Raw genomic sequence first — 19,752 nt, forward strand, 5'->3', positions numbered from 1 at the left:
GGGCCCTAGAACTCTTCTTCCTCGGCCGCGGCTCCCGGCGTCTCGAACAGCTCGGCCGCCCGCAGCAGTCCGGCGAGAATGGCATGCTGCTCCCACTCGGGCAGCCCGGCGAAACGCTCCAGTGCGTGCTCGGGCAACAGCGTCGGCCCATTCCTGAGCGCACGCCGGCCGACCGCTTCCAGGCTCAGCCACTGTTTGCGGCGGTCATCGTCGTCGCGCCGACGGGTCAGCAGGCCCTTGCTTTCCAGGCGAGTCAGCGCGCTGGAAATGGACGACTGCGACAGCGCCACCTGCCGCGCCAACTGACCAGCGGTTATCTCCCCCTCCAGTTCCACCACCTGCAGGATCAGCAACTGCAGCGGCGTCAGTTCGCCGTCACGGCCCAGGCTCTTGGAGTGCACTTCCGCCGCCTGCTGCAGCCGTCTCAGGGCCTGCAACATGGAGAGTGCGTGGGCGTTGCGCATCGCAGTCTTGCTCTCGGCCATCTCAGTCCACCTGCTGCTCCGTCATTTTTTCTCAATGAAATCAGATAGAACTCTCGCCAGATCGACGGGTCATCCCCTAAGGCGTCCGTGAGGCGCCACCCACTTCATCCCCAACGGAGTACCGGTAAGGAAATGTGCGGAATAGCTGGAGAGTTACGTTTCGACAAACAGGCTGCGGATCTTGCCGCGGTCGAACGCATCACCCATCACCTCGCCCCGCGAGGTCCCGATGCCTGGGGCTTCCACAGCGAAGGGCCGGTGGCCCTGGGGCATCGGCGGCTGAAGATCATGGACCTGGCCGAAGCTTCCGGTCAGCCGATGATCGACACCTCGCTGGGCCTGTCGCTGGTGTTCAACGGGGCAATCTACAACTACCCCGAACTGCGCGGCGAGCTGGAAGCCCTTGGGTACCGCTTCTTTTCCGGAGGCGACACCGAAGTACTCCTCAAGGGATACCACGCCTGGGGTGAACAACTATTGCCACGCCTCAATGGCATGTTCGCCTTCGCCATCTGGGAACGCGACAAACGGCGCCTGTTCATCGCCCGCGACCGCCTCGGCATCAAGCCACTGTACCTGTCGCAGACCGGCAAGCGCCTGCGCTTCGCCTCCAGCCTTCCGGCGCTGCTCAAGGGCGGCGACATCGACCCGGCGCTGGACCCGGTGGCGCTCAACCACTACCTCAACTTCCACGCCGTGGTCCCCGCGCCGCGTACCTTGCTGGCCGAGGTGCAGAAACTGCCGCCGGCCACCTGGATGACCATCGACGCCGACGGTCACACCGAGCGCCAGCGCTGGTGGACCCTGGACTACGGGCCACTGCCGGACGAGCGCGAGCTGACCCTGGACGACTGGGAAGACCGCCTGCTGAGCAGCCTGCGCGATGCCGTGAGCGTGCGTCAGCGTGCCGCCCGCGAAGTCGGCGTGCTGCTCTCCGGCGGGGTGGACTCCAGCCTGCTGGTCGGCCTACTGCACGAGGCCGGCGTCGAGGACCTGCTGACCTTCTCCATTGGCTTCGAGGATGCCGGCGGCGAACGTGGCGACGAGTTCCAGTATTCCGACCTGATCGCCCAGCGCTACGGCACGCGCCACCATCAGTTGCGCATCGACGAGAAGGAAGTGATCTCGCAGCTGCCGGCAGCCTTCCGCGCCATGAGCGAGCCGATGGTCAGCCACGACTGCATCGCGTTCTACCTGCTCTCGCGGGAAGTCTCCAGGCATTGCAAGGTGGTGCAGAGCGGCCAGGGCGCCGACGAGCTGTTCGCCGGCTACCACTGGTACCCGAAGGTGGCCGGCGCCAAGGACCCGCTGCAGGCCTACCGCGCAGCCTTCTTCGACCGCACTCACGGCGAGTACCTGGACACCGTGCGCGAAGCCCTGCGGGTGGAGGACGTGGCCAGCGAGTTCGTCCGCGAGCACTTCGCCCGGGCCGGCGCGGATGACCCGGTGGACAAGGCACTGCGCCTGGACAGCACCATCATGCTGGTCGACGACCCGGTCAAGCGCGTGGACAACATGACCATGGCCTGGGGCCTGGAGGCGCGCGTGCCGTTCCTCGACTACCGCGTGGCGGAGCTGTCGGCGCGCATTCCGTCCCGCTTCAAGCTCGGCGACGGTGGCAAGCAGGTGCTCAAGGCCGCCGCGCGCAAGGTCATCCCCAGCGAAGTGATCGACCGGCCCAAGGGTTACTTCCCGGTGCCAGGTCTCAAGCACCTGCAAGGCAATACCCGCGCCTGGGTCAGCGAGTTGCTGCTGGACCCGAGCCAGGACCGGGGGCTGTTCGAGACGGCGATGTTCGACCGCCTGCTCAGCGACCCGGCGAGCGACCTCACCCCGCTGCGTGGTTCCAAGTTGTGGCAGTTGGCGGCCCTCAACCTCTGGCTGACGGAACAAGGCCTATGAGGGACTGTTGATGCTTCGCTGCGGCCACGCCAGCGCCGCCCATTACGCAGCGCCCGGCACGAAGCGGAAGTGCGGTGGTTCCAGCAGCCAACGCATCACGTCTTGCTGCGCAATAGACGGGCTGGCCCATCGGGTTGCGCGGCAAATCGCGCCATGCGTCGTTGCGGGACTAGGCAAGGGAATGACCATTGCCGGCGTCCCGCGTCTAGCCTGGCGCGGTTTGGCGCAGCAACGCGGCTCGCGCAAAGCAACAACAGTCCCTCGGCTCGGCAACGCCGCCTCGTGCGGCGTTGCCTTTTCCTTCAGCCCAGGACAGAAGCCTTATCAGGGAGCGCAAGATGAAACCCCATTCCAACCTGCCCCATCCTCACAACCAGAGGTTGCTGCGCGGCCAGACGCCGACCTACGAGCGCCTGCAGGCGCGCTTCGCCGGTGACCACGCGGAAAGCCACGGCCCGCTGATCCTGCAGTGCGGCTGGGGTCGCCTGCTGATCGGCCACACCTTCTCCAGCCCCGACAAGCTTGCCGCCGAGCTGCTCAACGAACAACCCGGCGAACGCGACATCGCCCTTTACGTGGCCGCGCCGCAGCAGGTGCTGGCCCACGCCCCGCAACAACTCTTCCTCGACCCCTCCGATGCCCTGCGCCTGTGGTTCACCGACTACCGCCCGGCGCGCCGCCCCTTCCGCGGCTTCCGCATCCGCCGCGTGCACAGCGATGACGACTGGGCGGCAATCAACCGCCTGTACCTGTCGCGCGGCATGCTGCCGGTCGATCCGTCCAACGTCACCCCGCGCCACCAGGGCGGCCCGGCCTACTGGCTGGCAGAGGACGCCGAGACCGGCACGGTGATCGGCACGGTCATGGGCATCAACCACGCCAAGGCCTTCCGCGACCCGGAAGGCGGCTCCAGCCTCTGGTGCCTGGCGGTGGACCCGCAGTCCAGCCGGCCCGGCGTCGGCGAAGCGCTGGTGCGCCACCTGATCGAGCACTTCATGAGCCGGGGGCTGGCGTACCTGGACCTGTCGGTGCTGCACGGCAACCAGCAGGCCAAGTCGCTGTACCGCAAGCTGCGTTTCCGCGAGCTGCCGACCTTCGCGGTGAAGTGCAAGAACGGTATCAACCAGTCGCTTTTCCTTGGCCCCGGCCCTGAGGAAGGGCTCAACCCCTACGCCAGGATCATCGTCGACGAATCCCATCGGCGCGGCATCGAGGTGCAGGTGCAGGATGCCGACGCCGGCCTCTTCACTCTCACCCAGGGCGGCCGGCGCATCCGCTGCCGCGAGTCGCTGTGCGACCTCACCAGCGCCGTGAGCATGAGCCTGTGCCAGGACAAGACCCTCACCCACCGCGCCCTCGACCGCGCCGGCCTGCGCCAGCCGCAGCAGCGGCTGGCGGGCAGCGTGCAGGAGAATGCCGCCTTCCTCGAGGACCACGGCGCGCTGGTGGTCAAGCCGGTGGACGGCGAACAGGGCCAGGGCGTCGCCGTGGACCTGCGCACGCCGGAAGAAGTGGAGGACGCCATCGCCCACGCGAAGCAGTTCGACACCCGGGTGATCCTCGAGAGCTACCACCCCGGCCAGGACCTGCGCATCGTGGTGATCGGCTATGAAGTGGTGGCCGCCGCCATCCGCCGCCCCGCCGAGGTGATCGGTGATGGCCGGCACAGCATCCGCAAGCTGATCGAGGCGCAGAGCCGCCGTCGCCAGGCCGCCACCGGCGGCGAGAGCCGCATCCCGCTGGACGGCGAAACCGAACGCACCCTGAGCGCCGCCGGCTTCAGCTACGACGACGTGCTGCCCAGCGGCCAGCGCCTGGCTGTGCGGCGCACCGCCAACCTGCACACCGGCGGCACCCTGGAAGACGTCACCGAGCGCCTGCACCCGGCGCTCGCCGACGCCGCCATCCGCGCGGCGCGGGCGCTGGAGATTCCGGTCACCGGCCTCGATCTGCTGGTCACCGAGGCCGACCAGGCGGAGTACGTGATCATCGAAGCCAACGAACGCCCCGGCCTGGCCAACCATGAGCCACAACCCGTCGCCGAGCGCTTCGTCGACCTGCTGTTCCCGCTGAGCCGCGAACTGCTGCATCGCGACAACCGTGACCAGCCACACCCCAACGTGGAGGCCCCGGCATGACCCAACTGCCCCAACCGGACTTGAACTACCTGCAGCGTGTGCTGCTGGAAATGCTCGCCATCCCCAGCCCCACCGGCTTCACCGACACCATCGTGCGCTACGTCGCCGAGCGGCTGGAGGAGATCGGCGTACCCTTCGAGATGACCCGCCGCGGGACCATCCGCGCGACCCTGCTGGGCCGGCGCAAGAGCCCGGACCGTGCGGTCTCGGCGCATCTGGACACCATTGGCGCCATCGTCCGCGAGATCAAGCCCAACGGCCGCCTGGCACTGGCGCCGGTGGGCTGCTGGTCGAGCCGATTCGCCGAGGGCAGCCGCGTCACGGTGTTCTGCGAAAACGGCGTATTCCGTGGCAGCGTGCTGCCACTGATGGCCTCCGGGCACGCCTTCAATACCGCCGTGGACACCCTGCCGATCAGCTGGGACCACGTCGAACTGCGCCTGGACACCTACACCGCCAGCCGCGCCGACAGCGAATCGCTGGGCGTGGCCATCGGTGATTTCGTCGCCTTCGACCCGTTGCCGGAATTCACCGAAAGTGGCCATATCAGCGCCCGCCACCTCGACGACAAGGCCGGCGTGGCCGCGCTGCTGGCCTCGCTGAAGGCCATCGTGGAAAGCGGCCAGGTGCCGCCCATCGACTGCCACCCGCTGTTCACCATCACCGAGGAAATCGGCTCCGGCGCGGCCGGCGCGTTGCCCTGGGACGTGAGTGAGTTCGTCGGCATCGACATCGCCCCGGTGGCCGAGGGGCAGAACTCCAGCGAGCACGCGGTGAGCGTGGCCCTGCAGGATTCCGGCGGGCCCTACGACTTCCATCTTTCCCGTCACCTGCTGCGCCTCGGCGAACGCCATGAGGTCGCCGTACGGCGGGATCTGTTCCGCTACTACCACAGCGATGCGCAATCGGCGATCACCGCCGGCCATGACATCCGCACCGCCCTGCTGGCCTTCGGTTGCGACGCCACCCACGGCTACGAGCGCACCCACATCGACAGCCTTGCCGCCCTGGCGAAACTGCTGACGGCCTACATGCTCAGCCCGCCGGTGTTCGACAGCGATGCAGAACCCAGCGAAGGCACGCTGGAGCGCTTCAGCAAGCAGCTGGAACATCCGGTGCACATGGAAAGCACCACCCACGTGCCGCCGGTGGACGACCTGATCGACAGCGGCGATGGCTCTGACCGGAGCAGCGACAAGGGCAAGGACGGGAAAAAGAACTGAAGCTGCACTCGGCGCAGCACGGGACTACAATCCCGCGCTGCGATTCACCAGTGCGATCCCGAGTAGCCCGCCATGCTGATTCCCTTCGAGCTGATCGAAGCCGACACCCTGAACAACCTGCTGGAAGACTTCGTCACCCGCGAAGGCACCGATAACGGCGATGACACGCCGCTGGACGTACGCGTCGAGCGTGCGCGGCATGCGCTCAAACGCGGCGAGGCGGTGATCGTCTTCGATCCGGAAAGCCAGCAGTGCCAGCTGATGCTGAAAAGCGAAGTGCCGAAGGAGTGGCTGGAGGACTGAAGCACCGGCCCAGGAGCACCTCAATGAACACCACGTAGGATGGCGTGGAGCGCAGCGATACCCATCGATTGCGCGCACCCACAGCATGGGTATCGCAAGCTCCACCCATCCTACGATGAAGCTCAGCGGTGGGACCGGAGCGCCCGGTTGGGTCTGCGTAGGGCGCATAACGCCAACGGCGTTATCCGCCGAATGCTGGAGGGCGAATCGTTTAGCTCAAGGGGCCAGACGCGGCCCTAGAAGCACCACGCTGGCGCCGATCACGCACAGCGCCACACCTATCCAATCGCTCCACAGCGGACGGCTCTTCTCGACGAAGGCCAGCCAGAACAGCGACGCAGCGACGTAGATGCCGCCGTACGCGGCATAGGCCCGTCCGGCGTAGTTCGCCTCGACGCGGGTGAGCAGCAGGGCGAAGACCGTCAGGCTGAGCAGGCCGGGAATTATCCACAGGGCGCTCTTGTCCAGACGCAGCCACAGGTAGAAGGCGTAGCAGCCGGCAATCTCGCAGAACGCGGCGAGGACGAACCAGAGGTAGTTGATCATGGGGTTCTTTCCGTGACGGGAAGTGCGTCGGTCAGCCGCGCAGGCCGCCCTCGCGTTCCCAGGCGCAGCGCACTTTCAGCTCGCCTTCGCGGGGGCTGTGGAAGCCGTTCTCGGACTCCCAGCGGAAGGTGTGGCTGCCGTTGACTTCGGTTTCCAGGTGCACCACCGCGCTGGCCCAGTAGAGGCGACGCAGCAGGGCTTCGAACTGTTCGACCCAGAGTTTCCACTCGTACTCGATGGTCTGGTAGCTGGCGCCGAAATGGATCACCTGGGACTGGTACAGGCCCGCGCCTTCGGTCTCGCAGCGGCTGAACATCTCGCGGCCCAGGAACGGCCAGGCCTCGCCCATGGGCAGGCTGTCGAGCACCTTGCGGTTGGCGGCACGGCGCAGGCGGCGCTCCATCGAGTCGCCGGGCCAGTCGCGGATGCAGCCATAGACGATGGATTCACAGTGCAAGCGGGTTCTTCCTTCAATGACACGCAAGCCTTCTAACACAGGCCTGGCATCGCGCAAAGCGCGAATCCCCGCAGCTGCGCAGTAGCCCGAAAAAGCAAAAGCCCCGCGAAATGAGCGGGGCTTTCACCGGGGTCCAACGTACATCAGCCAGGCAGGCCGGTGACTAAAACTAACCCTTTGCACCGGCCTGGGCAAGCCCTCTCTTTCGTTGCACCGAAAGGGGGCAATTCGGGAATGAAAATCAGGACAGGCTGCGACGCTTGGCCTGCATCTTCTCCGCCATTTTCGCCATCTCGTCGTAGATCGCCTGGGGGTTCTGCTGCTTGATCTGCCAGGCCATCCGGCCCTGCTCGTGGGGCAGGATCATGAAGACGTCGCGGGCCACTTCCTGGTGGATGTAGTCGGCGATGTCGGCGGCGCTGATAGGCGAGCTTTCCAGCAGCTTGCCGACCTGCGTCTTCATCTCCGGGCTCGGACCGCGGAAGGAATCCAGCAGGTTGGTCTGGAAGAACGACGGGCAGACCACGTGGACCTTCACGTCCACCAGGCTGAGATCGGCCAGCAGGCTTTCCGAGAGTGCCACCACGCCGGCCTTGGCCACGTTGTAGTTGCTCATCGCCGGGCCCTGCATCAGGGCGGCCATGGAGGCGATGTTGACGATGCGCCCCTTGCTCTTCTCCAGCAACGGCAGGAAGGCCTTGCAGCCCTTGACCACGCCCATCAAGTTGATCGAGATCTGCCAGTCCCAGTCTTCCAGCGACAGTTCGCTGAAGAATCCGCCGGAAGCGACGCCGGCGTTGTTGACGATGATGTCGATGCCGCCGAATTTCTCTTCGCAGGACTGCGCCAGCTGGGTCAGCTGGCTGTAGTCGCGCACGTCGCAGCGCTGGGTGAAGCCGTCACCGCCGGCCTCGCGCACCAGCTTGAGGGTTTCCTGCAGGCCTGCTTCGTTGACATCGGCCAGCGCCAGCTTCCAGCCCTCGCGGGCCCAGCGCAGGGCGATTTCGCGTCCGAGGCCGGAACCGGCGCCGGTAATCATGATGCGATTTTGCATAGGGGAGGTCTGCCTTTTCTTGTCTTGTTCGGGACGGGTCATCGACAACGCTTTGTCGACGACTGTGGACCGAAGTGTAACCAAGGCTTTCCGCTATCAGCGGCGAAATCAGGGCGCTGAATGCCCCTGGCAAACCGCCGGCGCACTAGCGCTTCGCGGGTTGCGCGATCAGGCCTGGAGAAGCACGCAGAGCTTGCCCAGCACCAGGGCGATGCCAGCGGAGACCAGAAGATGGGCGGCGCAGTTGATGCGCTCGCGCTTGAACTGGGCGAAGCCGCTGATGCGGTAGCGCAGCATGAAGACACCCAGCGCCACGGGAAGGGCCGGGCCGAGGAAGGCGAACTGCCAATAGCGATCCGGATTGACCACCGGGTCCAGGGTCATGGCTTCGGCCAGCGGCGGCAGGCCCAGCCCGCACTGAACGAGCAACCACACCACGCCGAGCACAACCAGTACAACGCCCAGCATCCCTACGTCTCCCTGATGGCAAAGGCCCAGTATGTTAGTACAGGTGCCCCACGAGGGCTGTGCGACGAATCACCCTGTGGCGTATCGGCGCTGTGACGAAAGCCGAGGGAATCAGGTTTTCTCCTTGCCTCGGCGCCAGGGTTTCCCCCCTCGCCCCAGCCCTCTCCCTTGCGGAGAGGGTCAGGGTGAGGGGTTGCAACTGGCTCAGATCCGCCCGAGCAACAACAACACCAGCAGCACGATCAGCACCACGCCGATCACACCGGACGGGCCGTAGCCCCAGTTGCGCGAGTGGGGGAAGACCGGCAGACCGCCGATCAGCATCAAGATCAGGATGATCAACAGGATGGTCCCGAGTCCCATATCGTCTCTCCTCTTTCAGTCGACGAGGGGCGATGGCTCGCGGTGTTGCGATTGGCCAGCGCTTGTAATGTCCGACCGGGAGGGTGCGCGGAAGATTCAAAGAATCTGCCCGCGCCAGAGTCAGTTCAGGTCGCGGGGCAGCGAGCCCTTGCGCAGGCGCAGGAACATCAGCGCGGCGGTGCGCGCATCGCCGATGGCGGTGTGGCGGCCTTCGATGGGGATATCCAGATTGCGCGCCAGGGTATCGAAGCGCAGGTCCAGGTGCAGGTCGGGAAAGCGCCGGCTCATCTTGCGGTGGTAGATCTCCGAGACCTCCACGCGGGGGTTGTCCAGCCGCGCGCCGAACTGTTCCTGCAAGTGCCGGCGCAGCACCGCGACGTCGAACGACAGGTAGTAGCCCAGCAGCGGCCGCTCGCCGATGAACGCCTGCACCTGGCGCAGCGCCTCCACCAGCGGCAACTGCCCTTCAAGGTCGGTGCGGCGCAGCTTGTGGATGCGGATCGATTCGCCGTCCAGCGACGGCGGCGGCTCCACCAGCAACTCCAGGCGCTCGCCGAGAATCAGCTTGCCGCGCCGGATCACCACCGCGCCGATGCTGAGAATGTCGGCCTTGCGCGGGTCGAGGCTGGTGGTCTCCAGGTCCAGCGACACCAGCTCTTCCGCTTCCGCCGGGTCGTGCCGCCACCAGTAGAGACGGCGGCGCCAGGCGGACCAGTGCGGATCGGGGGCAACGACGCAGGCGTTCATCGGGTCTCCAGGTGGAATTGGCGGGTCAGGCTCTGCTTGAACTTCTTCACCGTGTGCAGCCCGAAGCGCAGCAGGTCGCGCTCGTGGCGGCTGAGACGGGAAACATCGAGCCCCTGTTCGCGGCCGTCGCACTGACCGTCCAGTTGCTGGCGCAGGCGCAACTGGAGGAACAGCTCGAAGGCTTCGCTCAGGTTGTCGACCAGCGACTCATCCAGCACGCCGAGCGCCTTCAGCGCGGCGAGGCGGCCGAGGGTGCCTCGCTCGTCCAGCCCTTCGCGCACGGCCAGCACGCGTGCGCCGTGGACGATGGGGAAGATGCCGCCACGCTTGACGTCCAGGTGAGCATCCTGGGTCTTGAGCTGGCCGAGGAAAGTCAGCGGCGTATCGAATTGCAGCGCGGGGAGGGCCAGGTCGCTTATCCAGCGGCTGCTGTCGCCGGCCAGCTCGTACAGGCAGTCGCGCAGGCTGTCGAACAGCCTCCGGTTGCCTGCCACCGGCCAGGCATCGGCGAGAATCGACAGGCGCATCAGTTGTTCGGGGCGACCTTGCAACGGCAGCTCGCGCAACTCGCGCTGCCACTCCGACAGCGGCTTGCACCACTCCGGCCGACTGGCCATCACACCACCGGGGCACGGTGGATAACCGAACGCCAGCAACGCGGCGGAGAAGCGCTGCATCAGCAGCAGGCCCTGCTCCACCGGCAGGCCGTCATCGAGAATCAGCGCGTTGTCCTGGTCGGTTTTGAGCAGCTGTTCCGCGCGTCCTTCGCTGCCCATCACCAGCAGGCAGCAACGGCCGCGCAGCACCGGCGGCACCTGCAGTTCGAACAGGCGCTCAAGCAGCTGTTCGTTGAGCGCGCTGACCAGTTGGATGATGAAGCGCAGGCGGATGCCATTGCCTGCCAGGGTCGCAATCAGGGTGTGCAGGGTCTCGGCGGCGGCGCGCAGCTCGGCCTCGCTTTCAGCGCGGGCGATGCGCAGCGCCAGCACGTGGGAATGGGTGGAGAACAGGCTGAGCACCTGGGTCAGGTGCAGCAAACCGACCACCCTGCCCTCCTCGCACACCGCCACGCGTTCGATGCGCTGGCGAGTCATGAGGATCATCGCGTCGAAGAGGAAATCGCCCAGCTCGACATGGCTCAGCGGACGGTGCGCCAGCGGGCCGATGGGTTGTGCCTCGCTGAAGCCGTCGCGAAAGTGCGCGGTCATCAGGTCGGTGCGGGTGACGATGCCCAGCGCGCCATCCTCGCGCACCAGCAGCGCGTCCGCGCCACGGCTGAGTTGCAGGCGCGCTGCATCGCCCAGCGGCAGGCCGGGCTCGACTTCGATGGCGGGCAACAGGTGTTCTGGGGCGATGCGGGTGAGGATGAATTCGGCCAGGTTCTGCCCATCACGGCGCTCCAGCTGGCGCTTGCTGGCCAGGTCCGCACGGAAGAAGCGGGCGAACTGCGGGTTGTCCGTGCACAACTGGTGGAACACCGCCGCCGGCAGTTCGTAGACGATGCTCTCTTCCACCGCCTGGTAGCGGTGCTTGCTGCTGCCGGAGAACAGCCCGCGCACGTCGAACAGGTCCTCGGCGCCATACTGGGCGAACAGCTTGCCGTCTTCGCCGCGTTCCTCGATCACGCCCTTCATCAGCACGAACAGGCAAGGCACCGGCGCACCGGCTTCGAGCAGCACTTCGTCGACCGTGTAGTAGCCCACGCTCAGCGCGTCGCGCAGTTGCTCGCGCTCCAGCGGGCGAAGCTGGTCGAAGGGTGGCGAGGCGAAGTTGAAATCGTCGGACATCCGTCATCCATCCCTGTCAAAAAAGCGGGGCCGGAGGTGTTTCCACCCCCGGCCCCGGCAGGTTAGCTCAGGCTATCAGTGGGCGGCTGCGCCACTGGCACCCAGGCCGGTCTGCGAACGGATGAACTGCGGGAAGAAGCGCGCGCGCTCTTCGTCGGCAGCGGTCGACTTGTCGGTGATGGAGAAGAACCAGATACCGATGAAGGCCACGGCCATGGAGAACAGCGCCGGGTACTCGAACGGGTAGATGGGTTTCTCGTGGCCGAGGATCTGCACCCAGATGGTCGGGCCGAGGATCATCAGTACCACCGCGGTGATCAGGCCCATCCAGCCGCCGATCTTCGCGCCGCGGGTGGTCAGCTTCTTCCAGTACATGGAGAGCAGCAGTACCGGGAAGTTGCAGCTGGCGGCGATGGAGAAGGCCAGGCCGACCATGAAGGCAATGTTCTGCTTCTCGAACAGGATGCCGAGCACGATCGCGACGACACCCAGGCACACGGTAGTGATCTTCGAGACGCGCAGTTCATCCTTCTCGTTGGCCTTGCCGCCCTTCAGCACGCTGGCGTACAGGTCATGGGACACGGCCGAGGCGCCGGCCAGGGTCAGGCCGGCAACCACCGCGAGGATGGTGGCGAAGGCCACGGCGGAGATGAAGCCCAGGAACAGGCTGCCGCCGACGGCATCGGCCAGGTGCACGGCCGCCATGTTGTTGCCACCCAGCAGGGCGCCGGTGGCGTCCTTGAAGTCCGGGTTGGTGCTGACCAGCAGGATCGCGCCGAAGCCGATGATGAAGGTCAGGATGTAGAAGTAGCCGATGAAGCCAGTGGCGAAGAACACCGACTTGCGGGCTTCCTTGGCATCACTGACGGTGAAGAAGCGCATCAGGATGTGCGGCAGGCCAGCGGTGCCGAACATCAGCGCGAAGCCCAGGGAGAACGCGGAGATCGGGTCCTTCACCAGGCCGCCGGGGCTCATGATGGACTCGCCTTTGGGATGGACCTTGATGGCTTCGGAGAACAGGGTGCTGATGTCGAAGTTGACGTGCTTGAGCACCATGATCGCCATGAAGGTGGCGCCCGAGAGCAGCAGCACGGCCTTGATGATCTGTACCCAGGTGGTGGCGAGCATGCCGCCGAACAGCACATAGAGCACCATCAGGATGCCGACCAGCACCACCGCGACGTGGTAGTTCAGGCCGAACAGCAGTTCGATCAGTTTGCCGGCGCCGACCATCTGCGCGATCAGGTAGAAGGCCACGACCACCAGCGAACCGCAGGCGGACAGGGTGCGGATGTCCTTCTGCTTGAGGCGGTAGGACGCCACGTCGGCGAAGGTGTATTTGCCCAGGTTGCGCAGGCGCTCGGCGATCAGGAAGAGGATGATCGGCCAGCCGACGAGGAAGCCGATGGAGTAGATCAGGCCGTCGTAGCCGGAGGTGAACACCAGCGCGGAAATGCCGAGGAAGGACGCGGCGGACATGTAGTCGCCGGCGATTGCCAAACCGTTCTGGAAGCCGGTGATGCTGCCGCCGGCGGTGTAGAAGTCGGCGGCGGATTTGCTGCGCTTGGAGGCCCAGTAGGTGATGCACAGGGTCAGGCCAACGAAGGCGACGAACATGACGATGGCGGAGACGTTCAGCGGCTGGCGCTGTACCTCGCCGGTGAGGGCGTCAGCCCAGAGTGCAGGTGCGAACGCGGCCAGAGCGAGGGCCGCAGAAATTCGGCCTTTCATTGCTGGGCCTCCTTGAGGATTTCCTGATTCATGCGGTCGAATTCGCCGTTCGCGCGGCGCACGTAGATGCCGGTGAGCACGAAGGCCGAGAGGATCAGCCCGACGCCCATGGGGATGCCCCAGGTGACGGACGAATCGGCACTGATCTTCGCGCCGAGCAGCTGCGGCTGGAAGGCGATGAGCAGGATGAAGAGCACGTACAGGCTCAACATGATCAGGGAGAGCAGCCAGGCGAAGCGCTCGCGCTTGGCCACCAGCTCTTTGAAGCGCGGATTGGTATCAATCCGCTGGTAGATGCTGTCGTTCATTTTGTTCTTGTCCTCACAGCGGGGATGACGCGGATGTCGTCGATCCCTAATTTATTTGAGCGCTGCAAGGGCTCCAGACGACTTTAGTCGTAGCGTTTAGCCAGACTTCGCGGACAAGCCCGGAATAGACGCTGTGAAATAAAAAAATCCCCCGCGAACCCGGAGGTTCGCGGGGGATTATTCTGTGGCGCGTGTCAGTTCGATCTAGCTGCTTACAGCCATTCCTTCACGCGATCGGGGTGCGCCTCCACCCATTTCTTGGCGGCGACTTCCGGCTTCTCGCCGTTCTGCACGGCGAGCATGACTTCGCCGATTTCCTGGCCGTCCTTCCACTGGAATTTCTTCAGGAAGGCCCAGACTTCCGGTGCCTTCTTCTCCAGCGCCGGGTTCGCCACGCTATCCACGTGCTCCTCGTCGCCATAGACCTTTTTCGGGTCTTCGAGGAACTTCAGTTTCCACTTCGCGAACATCCAGTGCGGAATCCAGCCGGTCACCGCAACGGCCTTCTTGTCGTTCTCCGCGCGGGTCAGCTCGGAGATCATGCCGCTGCCGGAACTGGCCACCAGCTTGTAGTCCAGGCCGTAGTCCTTGATCGCCTGGTCGGTCTTGAGCATCACCCCGGCGCCGGCGTCGATGCCGACGATGCGGCCGCCGAAGTCATCCTTCTGCGCATTGAGGTCTTCGATACTGTTGGCTTTCACGTACTCCGGCACGATCAGGCCGATCTTCGCACCCGGGTAGTTCACGCCCAGGTTGACCACCTTGTCCTTCATCTTCTCGTAGTAGGCGCCGTGGGTGACCGGCAGCCAGGCCGAGAGCATGGCGTCGAGCTTGCCGCGCGCCACGCCCTGCCACATGATCCCGGCGGCGACCGGCATCAGCTTGACCTGGTAGCCGAGCTTCTCGCGCATGATCTCGGCGGCGACGTGCGTGGTCGCCACGCTGTCCGACCAGCCGTCCACGTAACCGATGGTGATTTCCGGCTTGGCCGCCGCACCGGCCAGCCCGGCAGCCGCCGACAGCACCAGCCCAGCGCCCAGGCCCAACAGGCGTCGCATCATTCGCATGGTTTTCTCCCCGTGATTTTATCGGCGCGCCTGGGCGAACCCGGCGCATTTCGCGGTCTTGGCCGCCCCTTCATGATCGGCGCACCCTGATGGCGAACTGCTCTGAGAGCGACGCCAAACGGTCCGATCCGCGACAGAACCCGTCCATCCACGACCGCGCCATTCCAACCACGACCCCGCTGCCGGCCTATCGCCTCCATACAGAGGCTCGATTACCCGGCGGGGTTCCCCCGCAGTAGTCTTTCAGCAACGGAGAATCATTCTCGACTGGAGGAGCGCCACCATGCTCAAGACCGTCACCTTCACTCTGATGCACTTCATGATCGCCTTCAGCGTCGCCTACGCGCTGACCGGCAGCATCGCCGTGGGCGGGCTGGTCGCGGTGGTCGAGCCGCTGTGCAACGCGGTGGGCTTCCACTTCCACGAGAAGTTCTGGAAGCGCATCGAGGGCAGCGCCGCAGGCGATTCGGCGCCGACGCCCCACTGGATTCACCGCCACGCCTGAGTGCCCCGCGCGGGCACTGACGGCGGCCGACGGCATTGCTAAGATGCGCGCCTCGCCACGGTTCGCGTGCTCCCATGCCACAGTCCTCGCGCTTTCCGCTCCTCCCCTATTGCCTCGCCCTGCTGCTTGCCCTGATCGCCCTCTGCGGGCTCTGGTACGGCCTGGGCAAACCGGTGGTCCTGCCCGATGCGGCCACGCCCACGCACAAGCTGCAGTGCGCGTCCTACAGCCCGTTCGCCAAGGACCAGTCGCCCTTCGACCAGCCTTTCGTGCTGCGCCCCGAGCAGATGGATGCCGACCTGGCCCTGCTGGCGACGCGCTTCGACTGCGTGCGCACCTATTCCATGACCGGCCTGGAAGGCATCCCGGCGCTGGCCCGCAAGCACGGCCTGAAGCTGATGCTCGGCGCCTGGGTCAACGCCAACCCGGTGGATACCGAACGTGAAGTCGAGACGCTGATCAAGGCCGCCAACCTGTACCCGGACGTGGTGCAGGCGGTGATCGTCGGCAACGAGACCCTGCTGCGCAAGGAGGTCACCGGGCGCTACCTGGCCGGACTTATCCACAAGGTGAAGGCCCAGGTGCGCCAGCCGGTGACCTACGCCGATGTCTGGGAGTTCTGGCACCAGCACCCGGAAATCGCCCCGGCGGTGGACTTCGTCACCATCCACCTGCTGCCCTACTGGGAAGACAACCCCAGCGGCATCGACGATGCCCTCGCCCATGTGGCGAAGATCCGCGAGGACTTCGGCCGCGAGTTCGCCCCCAAAGACATCCTCATCGGCGAGACCGGCTGGCCCAGCGAAGGCCGCCAGCGCGAGACCGCCCTGCCCAGCCGGGTCAACGAGGCGCGGTTCATCCGTGGCTTCGTGCATATGGCCGAGGAGAAAGGCTGGCACTACAACCTGATCGAAGCCTTCGACCAACCCTGGAAGCGCCAGAGCGAAGGCGCGGTGGGCGGCTACTGGGGTCTGTTCAGCGCCGACCGAGAGGAAAAAGGCGTGCTCGCCGGGCCGGTCAGCAATCTGCCGGGCTGGCCGCAGTGGCTGGGGCTTTCCGGAGTGATCCTGCTCGGCGCCCTGCTGGTGGGCGGCCGCCCAGCCTCTGCCGGCAGTGCTTTCCTGCTGCCGCTGGCCGGCGCGCTGGGTGCCGGCTGCATCGGCCTCTGGCTGGAGCTGTCGTTGATCACCAGCCGCTTCTGGGGCGAATGGCTCTGGGCGGCGGCGCTGGCCGGCCTCAACCTGCTGGTACTGCTGCACGTCAGCCTGGCGCTGTCGGCCCGCGCGGGTTGGCGCTCGCAGGCGTTCGACGCCCTGCAGCGCCGCGCCGGACTGTGGCTGGCGACCGCCGGTTTCGCCGGCGCGGTGCTGATGCTCGGGATGGTCTTCGATGCGCGCTATCGCAGCTTTCCCAGCGCGGCCCTGCTGTTCCCGGCGCTGGTCTACCTGTGCCGCCCGGTTTCCGCCCCGCGCCGCGAAGCGCTGCTGCTGGCACTGATCATCGCCGTCGGGATTCCCGCACAGCTGGCACTGGAAGGCCTGAGCAATCTTCAGGCAATGGGCTGGGCGGCGGTAAGCCTGCTCCTGCTGGGCGCGCTGTGGCGCGGGATACGCCCGGCCGAACGAAAGGCCTGAGTCAGCGGGCCGGTGCGCGCACCAGGCGCAGCCCGGCCAGCACCACGGCGAAGACGGCGAGCCCGGCGTTGTAGAGCACCAGCGCCGGCAGCGTGACCAGCATGGCCAGTACCGCCAGCCACCAGCCCGCCTGGCGTGGCACGAAGAAGGCCAGCAGCGAAAGCCCCAGCGCCAACTTGCCGAACACGCCGAAATGAATCGCCCAGCCCAGTTGCGAGCGCGCGCTGCACTCCCAGCGCATGGCTTCCTCGGCGCAGATGCCCACCCAGCGACTGTCCTCCATCAGCCCGAAACGCAAGCCATAGCTGGCGGCCAGCCAGAGCGCCAGGGCAAGCAGCAGGAGGATCAGGGGCAAACGTCGGGACATGGCGCCACTACTCCGGGAGGCAGGAAATCGGCGCCCAGCATAACCAGCGCCGGGGCCGATGCAAGAGGGTCCAAAGCCTGCTTAAACTTCCTTCACCCACGGAGCCTTCGATGAAGCGATCGACCCTGTTCCTACTGGTCTGCGCGGCCTCCAGCTTCTGGTGGCTGTGGCCGACCGAACGCCCCCACGCACCGCAGCAGCACAGCCAGGTCCTGTCTGCTGGCGGCTTCCGCGTCGAGCGCTATTCCATCTATCCGCTACAGGACTTCAGCATCGAGGCCCGCGTGCTAGGCCGCGAGGATTACCGACTGGGCCGCGAGGCCGAACTCTCGCCCACCGACCTCGCGCTGGGCTGGGGACCGATGGATGATCCGCAGGTACTCGCCGATATCCGCATCAGCCAGGGCAACCGCTGGTTCTACTGGCACGCCGACAAGCTGCCGATTCCCCGCCGCGAGCTGGAAACTCACGCCGCCAACATGCACATGATCCCGGCCAATGACGACGTGGCGCGCGCCCTGGCCCAGGTCAGCGCCGGGGAGCATGTGCGCCTGTCCGGCAAGCTGGTGCGCGTGGAAGGCGACGACGGCTGGCGCTGGGTCAGCTCGCTGACCCGCGAGGACACCGGCGCTGGCGCCTGCGAGCTGATCTGGCTGGAAAGCCTGGAGCGTTTCTGAAGCGTCCTGTTGCCAGCGGTGCGGGGCTTTGGGCATGCTCCGGAGCATTCGCAGCACAAGGATACTTTCATGCCTCGCGTCACCCTGCGTCCTGCCGCCCCCGACGACATTCCGCTGATCCTCGAGCTGATCCGCGAACTGGCCGACTACGAAAAGCTGGTCCACGAAGTGAAGGCCGACGCCCAGCGCATGCACGATCACCTGTTCGGCCCGCGCCCCTATGCCGAGGTGCTGATCGGTGAAGTGGACGGCGAGCCCCAGGGCTTCGCGCTGTTCTTCCACAACTACTCCACCTGGCTGAGCCAGCCGGGCATCTACCTCGAAGACCTCTACGTGCGCCCCGCTGCCCGTGGCGCCGGCCTGGGCAAGGCACTGCTGACCGAGTTGGCGCGGCTGGCGGTGGAGCGCGATTGCGGACGCCTGGAATGGTCGGTACTGGACTGGAACGAACCCGCCATCGGTTTCTACCGCAGCCTGGGCGCGCGCCCACAGGACGAATGGACCGTCTATCGTCTAACCGGCGACGCCTTGCGTGACCTGGCGCGCAAGGGCTGAAACGCATATCGCACTTGTAGGAAATGTGCTGGTCTTAATGCCCGGTCACCCTAGAGTTGGCCTCCTCTTGAAAGGACTCCGAACCATGACATTTCTTCGCCGCGTGGCCGCCCTGATCGGCGGCCTCGCACTGGGGCTCGCCGGGCCCGCTTTCGCCCGCGATGTGGATCAGGCCAGCTACGGCTATCCGTTGCTCAACCCGTTCGAGGCGACCATCGCCACCACCCCGCCGGAACTGCGCCCGCAGTTGCCGACGGATGACGACATCCGCCAGTCGGACTACGCGCTCAAGCTGCGCCCGGAGCGCGAGCATGAGCTGCCGAGCAACTTCTGGCCGGTGAAGAAACTGCACTACCGCCTGGCCTGGCAGAACCACGAAGCACCACTGGTGTTCATCATCGCCGGCACCGGCGCCCACTACTCCAGCACTACGCCGGAGTACCTCAAGCGCCTGTTCTACAACGCCGGCTACCACGTGGTGCAACTGTCCTCGCCGACCAGCTGGGACTTCATGGTCGGCGCCTCCCGCGTCGCCACGCCCGGCTACACGCCCGACGACGCCGATGACCTGTACCGGGTCATGCAGGCCGTGCGCGCGCAGCATCCGGACCTGCCCGTCAGCGACTACTACCTGACCGGCTACAGCCTCGGCGCGCTGCACGCGGCCTTCGTCAGCAAGCTCGACGAAACCCGCCGCAGCTTCAACTTCAAGCGCGTGCTGCTGCTCAACCCGCCGGTGAACCTCTATACCTCGGTGAGCAACCTCGACAAGCTGGTGCAGACCCACGTCAAGGGCATCAACGACACCAACACCTTCTACCAGGTGGTGCTGGCCAAGCTGACGCGCTACTTCGAGCAGAAAGGCTATGTCGACCTCAACGACGCCTTCCTCTTCGACCTGCAACAGTCCAAGCAGCACCTCTCCAACGAAGAGATGGCCATGCTGATCGGCGCGGTGTTCCGCTTCTCCTCCGCCGACATCGCCTTCACCTCGGACTTGATCAACCGCCGCGGCCTGATCACCCCGCCCAAGTACCCGATCACCGAAGGCACCAGCCTGACGCCCTTCTTCAAGCGCGCCATGCAGTGCGACTTCGAGTGCTACATGACCGACCAGCTGATGCCGCTGTGGCGCGCCAAGTACGACGGCGGCAGCCTGCCGCAGCTGGTTGACCAGGTCAGCCTGTACGGCGTCCAGGATTACCTGAAGGAGAGCCCGAAGATCGCCGTCATGCACAACGCCGACGACGTCATCCTCGGTCCGGGCGACATCGGCTTCCTGCGTCGCACCTTCGGCGACCGCCTGACGCTCTATCCGCGCGGCGGCCATTGCGGCAACCTCAACTACCGCGTGAACGCCCAGGACATGCTCGACTTCTTCAAGGGACAGGATGCCACGGCCACCGGCATCGCCACCGCGCAGACAGGGAACTGA

The 19,752-nt window shown here is 65.8% G+C and carries 21 protein-coding genes; 9 read left to right on the top strand and 12 right to left on the bottom strand.

What is annotated here, in order from left to right; genetic code table 11:
• Window positions 1–5: 5 nt before the first annotated feature.
• A complete protein-coding gene (locus IB275_RS22530) occupies window positions 6–485 on the bottom strand; it encodes a MarR family winged helix-turn-helix transcriptional regulator (RefSeq protein WP_192291281.1) in 480 nt (159 codons plus the stop codon).
• A gap of 132 nt (window positions 486–617) precedes the next feature.
• On the opposite strand from IB275_RS22530, the gene IB275_RS22535 reads away from it, so the two are divergent.
• From IB275_RS22535 to IB275_RS22550, 4 genes are all read left to right on the top strand, one after another.
• Window positions 618–2,387, top strand: a complete 1,770-nt coding sequence (locus tag IB275_RS22535) for an N-acetylglutaminylglutamine amidotransferase (RefSeq protein ID WP_192291283.1) — start codon at window positions 618–620, stop codon at window positions 2,385–2,387.
• A gap of 338 nt (window positions 2,388–2,725) precedes the next feature.
• On the top strand, window positions 2,726–4,525 hold the full coding sequence (gene ngg / locus IB275_RS22540) for an N-acetylglutaminylglutamine synthetase (RefSeq protein ID WP_192291285.1): 1,800 nt from the start codon (window positions 2,726–2,728) through the stop codon (window positions 4,523–4,525).
• Window positions 4,522–5,748 carry an osmoprotectant NAGGN system M42 family peptidase gene (locus IB275_RS22545; RefSeq protein ID WP_192291287.1) on the top strand — a complete coding sequence of 409 codons (1,227 nt, stop codon included), beginning with the start codon at window positions 4,522–4,524 and terminating at the stop codon, window positions 5,746–5,748. The genes ngg and IB275_RS22545 overlap by 4 nt, the downstream gene beginning before the upstream one ends.
• A gap of 72 nt (window positions 5,749–5,820) precedes the next feature.
• Window positions 5,821–6,051: a YheU family protein gene (locus tag IB275_RS22550; protein WP_081520251.1), complete on the top strand. Its 231-nt coding sequence runs from the start codon at window positions 5,821–5,823 to the stop codon at window positions 6,049–6,051.
• A gap of 216 nt (window positions 6,052–6,267) precedes the next feature.
• Here IB275_RS22550 and IB275_RS22555 read toward each other — a convergent pair whose 3' ends face one another.
• The 10 genes from IB275_RS22555 to IB275_RS22600 all read right to left on the bottom strand — a co-directional run bounded on the left by IB275_RS22555 (window position 6,268) and on the right by IB275_RS22600 (window position 14,579).
• Complete coding sequence (locus IB275_RS22555) at window positions 6,268–6,597, bottom strand: YnfA family protein (RefSeq protein ID WP_192291289.1); 330 nt, start codon at window positions 6,595–6,597, stop codon at window positions 6,268–6,270.
• Between the two features lie 31 nt (window positions 6,598–6,628).
• On the bottom strand, window positions 6,629–7,054 hold the full coding sequence (locus tag IB275_RS22560; RefSeq protein ID WP_024766159.1) for a hypothetical protein: 426 nt from the start codon (window positions 7,052–7,054) through the stop codon (window positions 6,629–6,631).
• A 241-nt stretch (window positions 7,055–7,295) separates the two neighbouring features.
• Window positions 7,296–8,108: an SDR family oxidoreductase gene (locus tag IB275_RS22565; RefSeq protein ID WP_045210280.1), complete on the bottom strand. Its 813-nt coding sequence runs from the start codon at window positions 8,106–8,108 to the stop codon at window positions 7,296–7,298.
• A gap of 168 nt (window positions 8,109–8,276) precedes the next feature.
• Window positions 8,277–8,576 (bottom strand): hypothetical protein, encoded by a 300-nt coding sequence (locus IB275_RS22570; RefSeq protein ID WP_081520249.1) that lies wholly within the window; start codon window positions 8,574–8,576, stop codon window positions 8,277–8,279.
• 204 nt (window positions 8,577–8,780) lie between these two features.
• Window positions 8,781–8,939, bottom strand: a complete 159-nt coding sequence (locus IB275_RS22575; protein WP_081520248.1) for a DUF3309 family protein — start codon at window positions 8,937–8,939, stop codon at window positions 8,781–8,783.
• A gap of 120 nt (window positions 8,940–9,059) precedes the next feature.
• Window positions 9,060–9,686: a 3'-5' exonuclease gene (locus IB275_RS22580; RefSeq protein WP_192291291.1), complete on the bottom strand. Its 627-nt coding sequence runs from the start codon at window positions 9,684–9,686 to the stop codon at window positions 9,060–9,062.
• Window positions 9,683–11,473 carry a DUF294 nucleotidyltransferase-like domain-containing protein gene (locus IB275_RS22585; protein WP_192291293.1) on the bottom strand — a complete coding sequence of 597 codons (1,791 nt, stop codon included), beginning with the start codon at window positions 11,471–11,473 and terminating at the stop codon, window positions 9,683–9,685. Before IB275_RS22585 ends, IB275_RS22580 begins: the two co-directional genes overlap by 4 nt.
• 75 nt (window positions 11,474–11,548) lie before the next feature.
• Complete coding sequence (locus tag IB275_RS22590) at window positions 11,549–13,204, bottom strand: cation acetate symporter (protein WP_081520245.1); 1,656 nt, start codon at window positions 13,202–13,204, stop codon at window positions 11,549–11,551.
• Window positions 13,201–13,512: a DUF485 domain-containing protein gene (locus IB275_RS22595; RefSeq protein WP_081520244.1), complete on the bottom strand. Its 312-nt coding sequence runs from the start codon at window positions 13,510–13,512 to the stop codon at window positions 13,201–13,203. Before IB275_RS22595 ends, IB275_RS22590 begins: the two co-directional genes overlap by 4 nt.
• Before the next feature lie 212 nt (window positions 13,513–13,724).
• On the bottom strand, window positions 13,725–14,579 hold the full coding sequence (locus IB275_RS22600; RefSeq protein ID WP_192291295.1) for a glycine betaine ABC transporter substrate-binding protein: 855 nt from the start codon (window positions 14,577–14,579) through the stop codon (window positions 13,725–13,727).
• Between the two features lie 283 nt (window positions 14,580–14,862).
• On the opposite strand from IB275_RS22600, the gene IB275_RS22605 reads away from it, so the two are divergent.
• Together IB275_RS22605 and IB275_RS22610 are read left to right on the top strand one after the other, a co-directional pair.
• Window positions 14,863–15,084, top strand: coding sequence for a DUF2061 domain-containing protein (locus tag IB275_RS22605; RefSeq protein WP_192291297.1), 222 nt, complete (start codon window positions 14,863–14,865; stop codon window positions 15,082–15,084).
• A gap of 74 nt (window positions 15,085–15,158) precedes the next feature.
• Entirely contained in the window at window positions 15,159–16,718 is a 1,560-nt protein-coding gene (locus IB275_RS22610) for a glycoside hydrolase family 17 protein (RefSeq protein ID WP_192291299.1), read from the top strand.
• 1 nt (window position 16,719) lies between these two features.
• On the opposite strand, the gene IB275_RS22615 is transcribed toward IB275_RS22610, so the two are convergent.
• Window positions 16,720–17,085, bottom strand: a complete 366-nt coding sequence (locus tag IB275_RS22615) for a hypothetical protein (protein ID WP_192291301.1) — start codon at window positions 17,083–17,085, stop codon at window positions 16,720–16,722.
• A gap of 110 nt (window positions 17,086–17,195) precedes the next feature.
• Between IB275_RS22615 and IB275_RS22620 the strand changes: the two genes are divergently transcribed.
• The 3 genes from IB275_RS22620 to IB275_RS22630 all read left to right on the top strand — a co-directional run bounded on the left by IB275_RS22620 (window position 17,196) and on the right by IB275_RS22630 (window position 19,752).
• Complete coding sequence (locus IB275_RS22620; protein WP_192291303.1) at window positions 17,196–17,762, top strand: hypothetical protein; 567 nt, start codon at window positions 17,196–17,198, stop codon at window positions 17,760–17,762.
• Between the two features lie 69 nt (window positions 17,763–17,831).
• Window positions 17,832–18,317 (top strand): GNAT family N-acetyltransferase, encoded by a 486-nt coding sequence (locus IB275_RS22625; RefSeq protein WP_138215232.1) that lies wholly within the window; start codon window positions 17,832–17,834, stop codon window positions 18,315–18,317.
• Window positions 18,318–18,402: 85 nt separating this feature from the next.
• Window positions 18,403–19,752: an alpha/beta fold hydrolase family protein gene (locus IB275_RS22630; protein ID WP_081520236.1), complete on the top strand. Its 1,350-nt coding sequence runs from the start codon at window positions 18,403–18,405 to the stop codon at window positions 19,750–19,752.

This window comes from Pseudomonas sp. PDM21, from assembly GCF_014852505.2.
Taxonomy (GTDB): Bacteria; Pseudomonadota; Gammaproteobacteria; order Pseudomonadales; family Pseudomonadaceae; genus Pseudomonas.